Source organism: Cohaesibacter celericrescens (genome assembly GCF_002866925.1).
Classification (GTDB): Bacteria; Pseudomonadota; Alphaproteobacteria; order Rhizobiales; family Cohaesibacteraceae; genus Cohaesibacter; species Cohaesibacter celericrescens.
The window spans coordinates 270,505-281,861 of the sequence record NZ_PKUQ01000022.1 but is presented as its reverse complement, the minus strand read 5'-3'; the positions used below and the strand labels follow the sequence as shown (position 1 = coordinate 281,861).

Annotated in this window: 9 protein-coding genes and 1 tRNA gene; 7 read left to right on the top strand and 3 right to left on the bottom strand. The window is 49.8% G+C overall.

Going from position 1 to position 11,357, the window contains the following annotated elements; all coding sequences use genetic code 11:
* Nucleotides 1–18: 18 nt before the first annotated feature.
* Together C0081_RS12630 and C0081_RS12625 are read left to right on the top strand one after the other, a co-directional pair.
* Complete coding sequence (locus tag C0081_RS12630) at nt 19–1,611, top strand: FGGY-family carbohydrate kinase (protein WP_101534184.1); 1,593 nt, start codon at nt 19–21, stop codon at nt 1,609–1,611.
* Nucleotides 1,612–1,633: 22 nt separating this feature from the next.
* Nucleotides 1,634–3,274, top strand: a complete 1,641-nt coding sequence (locus C0081_RS12625; RefSeq protein ID WP_101534183.1) for a signal transduction protein — start codon at nt 1,634–1,636, stop codon at nt 3,272–3,274.
* A 123-nt stretch (nt 3,275–3,397) separates the two neighbouring features.
* On the opposite strand, the gene C0081_RS12620 is transcribed toward C0081_RS12625, so the two are convergent.
* The gene (locus C0081_RS12620; RefSeq protein ID WP_101534182.1) at nt 3,398–3,913 is read right to left on the bottom strand and encodes a pentapeptide repeat-containing protein; all 516 of its coding nucleotides are present in this window, start codon (nt 3,911–3,913) and stop codon (nt 3,398–3,400) included.
* Nucleotides 3,914–4,266: 353 nt separating this feature from the next.
* On the opposite strand from C0081_RS12620, the gene C0081_RS12615 reads away from it, so the two are divergent.
* Both C0081_RS12615 and C0081_RS12610 read left to right on the top strand, forming a co-directional pair.
* Nucleotides 4,267–4,521, top strand: coding sequence for a spike base protein, RCAP_Rcc01079 family (locus C0081_RS12615; RefSeq protein ID WP_101534181.1), 255 nt, complete (start codon nt 4,267–4,269; stop codon nt 4,519–4,521).
* A complete protein-coding gene (locus C0081_RS12610; protein ID WP_101534180.1) occupies nt 4,521–5,780 on the top strand; it encodes a phage head spike fiber domain-containing protein in 1,260 nt (419 codons plus the stop codon). The genes C0081_RS12615 and C0081_RS12610 overlap by 1 nt, the downstream gene beginning before the upstream one ends.
* A 205-nt stretch (nt 5,781–5,985) precedes the next feature.
* Here the strand turns inward: C0081_RS12610 and C0081_RS12605 are convergent, their stop codons facing one another.
* On the bottom strand, nt 5,986–6,573 hold the full coding sequence (locus C0081_RS12605; protein ID WP_101534179.1) for a hypothetical protein: 588 nt from the start codon (nt 6,571–6,573) through the stop codon (nt 5,986–5,988).
* Nucleotides 6,574–6,873: 300 nt separating this feature from the next.
* Nucleotides 6,874–6,947, bottom strand: a tRNA-Gln gene (locus C0081_RS12600).
* Nucleotides 6,948–8,346: 1,399 nt separating this feature from the next.
* On the opposite strand from C0081_RS12600, the gene C0081_RS12595 reads away from it, so the two are divergent.
* The 3 genes from C0081_RS12595 (at nt 8,347) to C0081_RS12585 (ending at nt 11,343) form a co-directional block, all read left to right on the top strand.
* Nucleotides 8,347–8,556 carry a cold-shock protein gene (locus tag C0081_RS12595; RefSeq protein ID WP_101534178.1) on the top strand — a complete coding sequence of 70 codons (210 nt, stop codon included), beginning with the start codon at nt 8,347–8,349 and terminating at the stop codon, nt 8,554–8,556.
* Nucleotides 8,557–8,614: 58 nt separating this feature from the next.
* Entirely contained in the window at nt 8,615–8,824 is a 210-nt protein-coding gene (locus C0081_RS12590) for a transcriptional regulator (RefSeq protein ID WP_101534177.1), read from the top strand.
* 779 nt (nt 8,825–9,603) lie between these two features.
* A complete protein-coding gene (locus tag C0081_RS12585) occupies nt 9,604–11,343 on the top strand; it encodes a Ppx/GppA phosphatase family protein (protein ID WP_101534376.1) in 1,740 nt (579 codons plus the stop codon).
* Nucleotides 11,344–11,357: the final 14 nt, after the last annotated feature.

The window sequence follows — 11,357 nt, the reverse complement described above, 5'->3', positions numbered from 1 at the left end:
ACCCGATGGAGGAAAGATATGGAGAAAGCATTCTATATCGGTATTGATGTTGGCTCTGCCAGCACACGAACTGGTGTTTATAATGAGGCAGGGCAGCGTTTGGCTTTTGCGACGCGTGCAATCAAACAATTCCACCCCAAGGTCAATTTTGTCGAGCAATCATCGACAGACATTTGGGGCATGATCTGCGAAGCAACAAAGGAAGCTCTAGCCAAATCCGGTGTTGACGCCAAAGCCATACGCTCGATTGGTTTTGATGCCACTTGTTCTGTTATTCCATTGGGCGAAGATGGGGTACCTATCTCGGTATCGGAAGATGGTGAGGACGATCATGATATTATCATGTGGATGGATCACCGTGCCGATGAGGAGACTGCCGCCATCAATGCGACGGGCAACGATGCCCTGCAATATGTGGGTGGCGAAGTTTCAATTGAGATGGAATTGCCCAAAATACTGTGGTTGAAAAAGCATTTTCCTGATCGCTATGCAAAAATCTGGCGGCTGTTTGACCTTGCCGACTATTTGGTTTGGCGTTCAACCGGCGCGGACGTGGCAAGCGTTTGTACACTGACATGCAAATGGAATTATCTCGCCCACGAAAACCGCTTCCCGCAAGATATGCTGGATGCTGTCGGGTTGGATGACCTAACGTCTAAAGTGCCCTCCACAGTTGCCCAATTGGGTGCGCCTGTCGGTCAATTGAGCGAAATGGCCGCCGAGCAGCTTGGTCTGCACACGGGTGTTATCGTCGCCAGTGGCATTATCGATGCCCATTCCGGTGGTTTGGCCTTGATTGGCGCCAAGCCGGATGGCGGTTTGGCCTTGATCTCTGGCACCTCCAATTGTCATATGATCGTTAGCCGCAAGCCGATTATGGTTCCCGGTGTTTGGGGGCCTTATTTTGGTGCCATGATCCCGGATTATTGGTTGGGAGAAGGCGGACAAAGCGCGGCCGGTTCTCTGGTCGAATGGACCATTGCCCAAAGCGATGCTTGGCCTGACCTGAAGGCTGCAGCAAAAGCGCAGGACAAACATCCTATAGCACTGCTCAATGAATGGGTGGCTGATCTGGAATCTCGCGATCCTTATCCCACTCGTGACTTGCATGTGTTGGGCGACCACCATGGCAACCGCTCGCCACGCGCCAACCCGCATGCACGCGGGGTTGTTTCCGGTCTGACGCTGGAAAAAGGTCGTGACGCTCTGGCGCGCCTGTATTTGGCAACCTTGCAAGCGGTGGCCTATGGCACACGGCATATCATCGAGGAAATGTCCAAAGCGGGCCACAGCATTGATACGCTCTATGTTTGTGGTGGGGCGACCAAAAACCCGCTCTGGCTGCGTGAATATGCCAATATCACGGGCCGCGACATTCAAATGGCGAGTGAAGAAGATGTTGTTACTTTGGGTGCAGCCATCCTCGGAGCGGTTGCTTGCGGTGCTTTTGCCAGTTTGCCAGAGGCCAGCAGTGCTCTGGTGCAGCAGGGCGATAAAGTGAAGGCCGATTTGACGAAGGCCGCCTTCCACGACGCAAAATATCAAGTTTATCTAAACCTCTATGAGAACCGCGAACATCACAACGCGTTGATGGCTGCAGCCACCTTATAGAATCTACTATCGGGAGAGTAATATGTTGAAATTACCAGAACAGGAATCGGCTATCACCGTGGGTGATAAAGAGATCCTTGTTGTAACAAACGCCGATTTGCGCGAAAGCGCCAATGTGCCTTGCTGGCCGATCTATCAAGACTATTCCGAGCGATTGGAAAAAGAACTGGCGGCGCAAGGCTTCAAGATGAAACGCGCCCATGCTTATGATGAAAGCCGCGGACACGGCTTTATTTCGTCCCAAAAAGAAGGCTCGGCCCTCTTTTCTCGCATCGACCCTGACGCGCCCGTCATCGTGCTTTTGACTGCGTGGCAATATTCTCATCATATCGCTCCGTCATTGCTGTCACATCGTGGGCCTATCCTGCTACTTGCCAATTTTGATGGCACATGGCCCGGACTTGTTGGCATGCTCTGTATGGCAGGGTCTCTCACCTCATTGGAAGTGGACTATTCCCGCCTGTGGTCTGAAGGCTTTGATGATGACTTGTTCAAATCAGGTCTCGCAAGCTGGTTGAAAGAGGGCAAGGTTGACCATGATCTTGGATATCTGAATGATGTGCCTGCTGACCATCCGGTTTTGAAAAGCGAAGCGGGGCAAGATGGCGCCAAAGTGGGCAACTATATCCTGCGCAACAAGGCAATCCTTGGCCTGTTTGATACCATGTGCATGGGGATGATGAACGGCTATTTCCCCATTAAAGCTCTCAGCGATATTGGCATGCCGCTGGAAGGCCTGTCGCAATCTGCGCTGTTGGTCGAAATGGATCTGGTGCCACAAGACATGCGCGAAGAATGCCTCAAATTTTATGAGGATCGCGGTATGCAGTTCCAGTGGGGCAAAGATGGTGCCACTGAACTAACCCGTGAGCAGGTATTGGAGCAATGCGCCATGATGATAGCCATGGCGCGCTTCACCAAACGCTTTGGTCTGGCGGCTGTTGGTGTGCAATACCAACAAGGTCTCAAAGACTGCTGTGCCGCGTCTGACTTTGCTGAGGGGGCTATTGGCAATGCCGAGCGCTTCCCCATTCCCGATGAAGATGGGGCCATCATTTGTGAAGGCAAGCCAATTCCTTGTGTCAACGAAGTGGACATGGGCACAGCCATCCCTCAGGCCATGCTGTTCCGCCTTCTAGATGCTATGGATCTGCCTTCAGAGACCACATTGCATGACGTGCGTTGGGGAAGTGAATTTGAAGGCACATTCTACTGGGATTTTGAAATCTCGGGCGCGGTGCCTTTTGCTCACCTTAAAGGCGGTATCGCCGGTGCAACAGGCTATCGTCAGCCTGCTATGTTCTTTCCCAAAGGCGGATCAACCATCGCAGGTCAGGGCAAAGCTGGGCGTTTCATTTGGGCGCGCGCGCACTATGTTGGCACGGATGTCATCATGCATATCGGTTCCGGTACGGCTGTTGAATTGCCTGAGGCTGAGTTTGAGCGCCGTCGCAAAGCAACCACCTATGAATGGCCATTGCTGAACGCTGTACTAGACGGGGTTGGGCGCGATGATCTGATGGCAGGTCATCAATCCAATCACCTCACCATCGCCTATGTGCCTGAAGACAAGCTGCAAAATGTCATGCAGGCCTTTGTCGCTCAGGCCTTGACCCAAGGCATCAAAGTCAAAATCGCAGGCACAGCCAAAGACCTGCTGTAAACATCAGTGAACTGTCAAAATTTAAAAGGGCGCCAAATGGCGCCCTTTTTGCAATCTGAGATCAATCCGGAGAGACGCGGTTCAAGCGCTTCTGCAACTGACTACATACCCCAATCCCAAAGATCAGCAATCGCGATTGCTTTTGCTTCCGTCGGGCAAAGTGGTGTTGCACAGTGTTACCAATGGAAAATAGGTGTCCCAATTATCGACGCGTGCACCGTTGAGATTGGCGTTGGTGAGGTTGACACTATCCAAAGCGGCATCACGGAGTGATGAGCCGCTTAAATTGGCGCCGGTAAGATTAGCAGAGTGAACGGACATTCCGGTAATCTTTGCATCAGAAAAATCTGCGTTTGAGAGATTTGCATCATCAAATGCCCCCGGTCCAATTTTGGCGTAGGTGAAATCGGCCCCAACGGCTCTCATGTGACGATACCAACCCGTTATTTTGTCGCCGCTATAGTTGGCGCCTGACACATCACATTTGCCACTTCCATTGTCTTGAGACTCGCATTTGCCGGTGTTCGTCACCTTAGGAATGTCGCCCGCATTCTGCGCACTGACAGGGGCTGCTAGAACCATACAGGCGGTTAGAGCGGGAGCAAGGATTAGCTTTTTTGCGAATAAATTATTTGACATGAACAATCCTAATTTAAAATGCGACGATACGTGAATATACTCAATATATTGATTTTGTTTTCAATGAATAAACTTTGCTTATTTCATATACGCATAAGTAAAATCTGATTATTCATGTTTGTATGGCGAATTTTTGAATGGTGTAATTTGAAAAAATATTTTGTTATCAGTTTATATTCTATGGATTTTGGTGTAATTGCAAAATTATATATTCCCATTATTGATGCGAAGACTGATTTATTGGGAGACGGTATACGCCAAAATTGACCTATTCCTTGCTAAACTAATGCAACTAATCAACCTATCTTGCAGCTGATCTATTCTGATGGCTGGATAACAAAAGAGGTATGATTATGGATTCTTTCAAAAATAGAACAAGTGGACTGGATAGTCCGGCCTACAACGGTGCGAGTCTAACGCCTAATGATGCGAGTGACCTGACGCATGTTACGCGGGCGGTTTGGGTTGGTACGGGTGGCCATCTTGATGTTGTTCTTGCCTCGGGTGAAACCGTTGCCTTCAAAAATGCGTCGGGTTGGATGCCGCTTCGAGTCAAACGTCTTAACGCGACAGGCACGACGGCCAGTGATGTTGTGGGGGTGTGGTAATGCTTTCTCTTGGTGCGTCTGGGCCCTTTTGGCTGGATTGGCAAAGGCGGGCAACTTGGGCAGGGGCTGGGTCGGCTTTGCATTGTCTTGATGGCAATTTATCCATGAACGGGTTGATTGTTCCCTTCTCAGAATCCCGCGTTGATATGGTGCGGTCATCTGATGGCTGGGGCTTCGATGCCACTGGCCTATTGCGGCAGTTTGATCCAGATGTGGTGCGGGCAACTGATGCGGGGCTTTATACAGAGCCAAGCAGTGAAGGACTTTTGACAAATCCTGAAGACGTTCACTTCTGGGCTGATGACGGGGCTGCATCTAGCAGAACAGGTGAAGATATTGGGTATTTCAAAATTGCCAGTGTCTCATCCGACGGTGCAGATTGGCACAGAAAGCGCAGCAATGTCATCAATGTGTTGGCCGATGAGAGCTATTCGCTTTCTGTCTATTTTCGCTTTGGGTCCAGCAATGCGATTCAAGTCATGGCGCGTGTGCCCGATGGGGCGGGGGGCTATGCATTCCCTGCTATTCAGGCCGCTTCCAATGAAGTCTTGACCAATGTTACCATTGATGGGAAATCTTCATTTTCCAATCTCAAGCTGGCACAAATAGGCTCGCTGTATCAGCTCACAGCCACTCTGGAGATTCTTCATGATGGTGAGATCCACATAGGACCGGGGCCTTATTCGGCAACGGCTGGCGAATATGTCGATATTGCTGGTGTTCAACTTGAAGCGGGATCCGTAACGACAAGCTTCATTGTTGGTGGCGGCCTGCGCAGTCATGACACGCTGAGTTTTGATCTTTCTGCCGTTGATCTGACAGGTGGTTTCTACGGCGTTTGGCGTGGTGCTGTGGCTGGTTGGAACAATGATTGGGATCGCATATTAGAATTCGGATCAGCCAGTGGACATGACTATGTGATGCTCAGGGCAAATGGTTCCGGCACCCAACTGCGCCTTTCCTATTATGATGTGTCTGAAGTGGAGAAAGAACCCGCGCCTGTAACCGAGGCTTTCTCATGGTCTGGCCCTCACGAGATCATCTTTGGGGTCGGGCCAAATTTTACGCAACTCATAATCGACGGTGTTGCCACGAGTGTTGCGGATTTGTCGGACTATAGTTCGGTGGATTTGACAACGCTGTTTCTGGGCGCGTCACACACCGGAGGAAGCCGAGGGACCCTGCGCACCGATGAACTGAAGCTTATGCCTGGGCTACCAACGACTGCGCTTTTGATGGGGGAGGTGACGGCATCGTAACATCAAACCGAAGGGCCAAACTTTAGAGTTTGAAGCTGAAGACACGGACTAGCCCAACAACAGCACAAGCCCTGCTTTGCCTTGGCACGGCTGAGTAGTATACTACGCTACGCAGGATAAACGGAGCAGTGCAAACGAACGCCATCAAAACTTGGATGGGTCGTAGGTCAAAGCAGCCTGCGACCCTTTGTTGTGTGAAGCTAGGCTATCTGTTTAATCTGTTTGTTTTGCGTTGGTTCTGTTTTTTTGCACGATTCTTTCGCTGACGTTTCTCAACATCTATTAGCATTTTTTGTTCCCACATGAGGACGTCTGCTTCATTGATATCAGGAACCTTGCCGAATATCCCTCTGGCCGCTGCTTCGGCTTGTCTTTTAAAATAGTTGAGACATACGAGTGGTTTCCCGTAGTCGCCCCTGAAATCAAAACCAAGATCGTAAAGGACTTTAAAAGCGATTTCATCGTTTACGTTACAAGTTTGGAACCTGTTTTCGTGCTCGATATGTTCGTCGCTCCAATAAACAGCTGAAACTCTAGTGATTTCTGGAAAACTGAATTCGGTGTCATCTTCCGTAATGCCAAATGTTTCTTTGGAGAGGTTGTCTATCGCCAACCTAAGTTCTGTCGGCATATCACCACTAGAAGTGCTGCCCAACATTAACTTGTCTACAATGACCCTAAATCCAGGCAGATGAAGAATTCTTATTGGTGAAGGTTCGGTTTTTTGTTTTTGGGTTTTAAGAATTTGATTGCAATCCAGTTCGAGGAACCGGCTGTCCATTTTCTTAACCATATAGTTTTTGCACCCCGAATCGTTGGGGAAAGCAATTATGCCACTAATGCGTGTGCAGATAAAGAGTGTTCTCCATTTGTTCTCATATGCAATTCAGCCAACAAGCGATATGTGACGAGCCGCTGGCAAGTCTACTTTCCTGCGGCGGCTAACGCCGAGTTTTTCTGATACGAAGAAAACAAGTCTTCTGTGGGCAACAGTTCAGGTTTTGCTAATGAAACTATTATGGTGGGTTGGGAATAATTAAACCCCACAGTCAACTGAAAAACTTAGTCATTACGATAATTTAGGTGGAATTTTTGGCTGGGGATCCTGGACTCGAACCAGGACTGACGGTGTCAGAGACCGCTGTTCTACCATTAAACTAATCCCCAGCAACATCAACGGCTTAGACCGTTGTTTCACAAAACGTGGCAGAACGTTTCATAAATAAGCTGTGCGGGCGTTCTAACTCTGTGCAGATGGACCGTCAAGAGGGGTTTTTCAGAAAGCCACAACAGGACCGAGAATTGCTGCTTTACCCACAGTTGATCAAATGAACGCCTTTAAAATAATGCCCAAATCTGTACCGAAGCGTAGGCTAACATGTCGACAGTGTGGGGAAATGCTCTCATCAACCCCATCACTGCCGTACATGCAACGACTGCTCAAACCCTGTCTAATTTGAATATCCATCCATTAACGTTTCAAGGATCACACGCAAAACGCTTTCTTGGGTATTTAAAAATGGATTGGACGCCAAGCAGATGTCTTCGTCCGTGCTAGGCACTATTTCTTCTTGGGTTTTGGCGTCAGAATATTCTTTGTCTGAGCATTTTTGATTTGGCTCGACATCGATACGTCAGAATTTGTGACCGATTTTTCTTTCTTGGGTTTACGAACTTCGCGATTGCTACGTTGATTTTTCGACATGATATAAGCTTTCTTTTGAGGTTAAAATTATCAGAGAAGGGTGTTTGAGTGTGCAATTTGAGTGCACAACAAGTGGGTGTATGCAGGTAAAGGCGGACCAGAAAACCTCACGAATTTGCTGGACACAGAGGCGCCTGCTTGTCGTGTGATATCGAAGACTAACGGTGAAGTGACGAGTAAGATTTTAACGGAACGCGCATTTGCAAAAGCGGGTACTGCCAATTACTAAAAGTGTTTTTGGTCGTACAGGCATAGACAGGCGGAAATTTGCGGATGATGCTACAGACTGATCCTCGAGGGACGAATTCGACTACAGCGCATCAACAGAACCCGAGTGAATACGGGATGTGGCGTCTCAAGTCTCGAAGGCCCTGAATTAGTCTCAAACAAGGCACTGATAGGCTCAGGTATTCTGAACGAGTGTCGTTACGGACGATCTAAATGATATCAGATTTTGAATGCCTCACGCAATAACATTTAAGTGCGACTGGCGCAAAATCAATAGACCGATTCTACATAAATGCATGTGATGAAAGGCCGGTCTTATCATCCTTCAACTTGTTTCTTTGGCGGCTAGGGGAATAGCACCGTCCGAGCACAAAGAATTGCTTTTTGAGGGTGAGTTGCGTCTCGCCTAAAGACGAATATCAGGCACTATTTATGCTTGGCCTTGATTTTAGCGTCATAAACCTCCACATATAGGGCACGTTTACTGCCGTCATTGGCTATCTGATCTTCCGGCTTGCCGGTTTGCTTGGTTTCCCCCTGATTTCGCGAACGTTTCAACCCATGGGCATTTCGTCCACTGGGAGCTCGCCTGTTTGCCTCAGGCTTCGGGCATATATTTACAAGGTATCGACCATGACAACCGGAACAGTAAAATTCTTCAATTCCACTAAAGGCTTCGGCTTTATTGCTCCAGAAGATGGCGGCAAAGACGCGTTCGTTCATATTTCTGCTGTCGAAAATGCTGGCCTTTCAGGTCTGGATGAAGGCCAAAAGGTCTCCTATGATTTGGAAAGCGGCCGCGACGGTAAGGTTTCTGCAGTAAACCTGAAAATGGCTGACTAATAATACGCCCGGGCCACGCATATCGTGTGGCCCGGTTTTCGCTATGAAGGAATAATTTATGACAAGCGTTTCCAAAACGCGAGCGCAAGCACGCTTTGCTGCGATAGAAAAATCCCAAAAGAATGCACTTAACGAACGTGAAGAAAAGGCTTTGAAAATTAGCGAAAACACCGCGCGACTCAAAGCACTGCGCCTTGCAAAGGCTGCCGAAGACAACGCAAAACCCGCTATCAAAAAAGCAACGCCGAGAAAACGAGCAACCAAGTAAGTGTCTCGTTTGGTCTCTTTGCCTTTTCTGGCGTTGCGTGTTGTTTAACGCAACAGATTGCGAGCAGCATTTAGATATCTTGTCTGTATCGCCTTTTGGGCTAGGGGCCTTCAAGGCCAATTTTCAGACCTACATTTTGCAATCGAAATTATTGTGTTCCTCAGATCCGATGTACGTGCAGCAAAACCTGATCTGGGGAAATCAGTGCGCAACCCTATGTCGCAGGATCGAACAGCAATGGCTGGTGCGTTAGGACTCCAAGGGTCCATCTAAATTGCTTCAGAAGCATGTCGCGGGTTTCGATTACACCAAAACAATCTCAGACTTTGTTGCACTCATGAACTTCCTGAAAACGCATTTGAGGGATTTAGGATACCTAAATTCAATCGCATTTCGGCAAAGATGGAGTTGCAAACGGTTAACGTCTTTCTTTTTTGGGTAAGACAAACTGCCTGCACGCCATACCGCACTTGGATTCGTTGCTTGCCCTTTGTCCTTATGCTGATAAAGTGGATCGCGACAAACAAATTGAATCGCATGCTGCGCGCCATGATTTGTCCTCATGATTGCAGCGCAGCGGGAGACAAAAATTGGCACAGGATGCTGACGGCACCCGAAACGGGCGCCGCTCAGCTGTTGGACCTGATCACGCACTTGCCAGTACCTCTGTATCCGGAACGTCCGGTAAAAAAGGGACTGACGTCGCGCGTGTTTTGCCTGTCATGAGCGGTGGCGATAAAGACGTATCCAATGGCCAAGGCCTAGGTGCGTCCGATTCCATGCGACAGGGGCATTCCGATCAAGATAGATCGGAAAAGTCAAAGGGCCAACAGCCAGGGCGAAAGAAACGCCGCTCTCGCTCTCGACGGAAAAGGGCTGATACCCCTGCCAATGTCGAGGCAAACGCGGGTGCATTGCCAAATGCACAGGAAAATCCTAACCGAAAATCCGTTGATGACGGAAAAGCGGGCGCTATTGCTGTATCCATTTCTAATATGGTTTCACATGCTGATGCAGCAGCGCCGCATTCTGATGGGGCTTCCTCTGTCTCCAATCCAGACAGCAATCAGGAAGCCGTCAAGCATGGGTCTCGCAGACGGTCTCGCTCTGGGCGCCAGAATTCTCATGGCGAACGGAACCGTGCGACCAACGCCTCGCAGGGAAATGCATCCCGCGAGCAGGCAGATCAAGGCAATGCGGATCGACAGGAACCGCGCACCCGAAATGGGCAAGGCAAGGCAAGGCAAGACAACGCGCGTTCTGACACGGACGTAGCAAAAGTCCAAACGCCGCGGCCATCGGCCAAACCAACCCAGAATCGCCCTTCGGCCCAGCCGAACAGAAACAGTGGGCATGCTGCTGCAGGACAGGCGCGTGACACTTATGCTGCGCTCGATTTGGGCACAAACAATTGCCGCCTGCTGGTCGCAGAGCCCCACGGACAAAGCTTTCGCGTGGTTGATGCCTTTTCGCGCATTGTGCGCTTGGGGGAGGGGTTGTCACAATCAGGGCGTTTGAGTGAGGAGGCGCAAGATCGCGCAATTTCTGCACTCAAGGTCTGCCAATCAAAGTTGTCTTACCGGTCGGTCAAACGTTTCCGTCTTATTGCCACCGAAGCCTGTAGGCGTGCCAGCAACGGGGCGGCTTTTCTAAATCGTGTGCAGCGCGAAACGGGCCTCAAACTCGAGATCGTGGATCGCGAAACCGAAGCCCGTCTTGCTGTGTCTGGTTGTGCGTCCTTAGTCCATCCCGATGCGGACGGCGTGGTTTTGTTTGATATCGGTGGTGGATCGTCAGAAATCGTTTGGTTGGATCTGGACCCTCTCTCTGATGATGGGGCGCCTCTACCTGGCGAGAAGCGCAATCGCCAGACACGCCGCGCTATGCGCCATCTTTCCGATAGGATTAGATGTTGGACATCGCTTCAAGTTGGCGTGGTTACCCTGTCGGAAAAACATGGAGGCCAGATTGTAACCCGCGAGCACTTCGAGGCCATGGTTACCGAAGTGCGCGATATGCTGGTTTGTTTTGAAGAGCGTGAAGCTCTAACCAAAGCCATACAAAGCAAGCATATTCATATGTTGGGAACATCGGGTACAGTCACCACACTTGCCGGTGTGCATTTGGGGCTGGAACGATATGATCGCCGGCTTGTTGATGGCACTTGGTTGACCGCTCACGAGCTACGCTCAATGATAACGCGCATATTGGAAATGGACTTTGATGAGCGGATGAACAATCCGTGTATTGGCCATGACCGAGCCGATCTCGTGTTGGCTGGCTGTGCTATCCTTGAAGCCTTCCATCGGGAGTGGCCATGTCCGCAGCTGCGCGTCGCAGATCGTGGCTTGCGGGAAGGCATCTTGATGGAAATGATGATAGATGACGGTGTTTGGAACCCGCAGGGTAACAAAAAACCATCAACGAAAAAGCGTCGTTCTCGTCGCCGTGGTGGCCGCGGTCATCGCGGTGGGCAAGGACAGAAGCAGGCTGTTGGTCAGCCCGAAAAAGAAACATAGACATCCAAGCGACA

Bases quoted from the DNA above. Each gene is read 5' to 3' on its own strand.
- C0081_RS12610 (WP_101534180.1), top strand. From the start codon at position 4,521: ATGCTTTCTCTTGGTGCGTCTGGGCCCTTTTGGCTGGATTGGCAAAGG.
- C0081_RS12620 (WP_101534182.1), bottom strand. From the start codon at position 3,913: ATGTCAAATAATTTATTCGCAAAAAAGCTAATCCTTGCTCCCGCTCTA.
- C0081_RS12595 (WP_101534178.1), top strand. From the start codon at position 8,347: ATGACAACCGGAACAGTAAAATTCTTCAATTCCACTAAAGGCTTCGGC.
- C0081_RS12585 (WP_101534376.1), top strand. From the start codon at position 9,604: ATGCGACAGGGGCATTCCGATCAAGATAGATCGGAAAAGTCAAAGGGC.
- C0081_RS12605 (WP_101534179.1), bottom strand. From the start codon at position 6,573: ATGGTTAAGAAAATGGACAGCCGGTTCCTCGAACTGGATTGCAATCAA.
- C0081_RS12630 (WP_101534184.1), top strand. From the start codon at position 19: ATGGAGAAAGCATTCTATATCGGTATTGATGTTGGCTCTGCCAGCACA.
- C0081_RS12615 (WP_101534181.1), top strand. From the start codon at position 4,267: ATGGATTCTTTCAAAAATAGAACAAGTGGACTGGATAGTCCGGCCTAC.
- C0081_RS12590 (WP_101534177.1), top strand. From the start codon at position 8,615: ATGACAAGCGTTTCCAAAACGCGAGCGCAAGCACGCTTTGCTGCGATA.
- C0081_RS12625 (WP_101534183.1), top strand. From the start codon at position 1,634: ATGTTGAAATTACCAGAACAGGAATCGGCTATCACCGTGGGTGATAAA.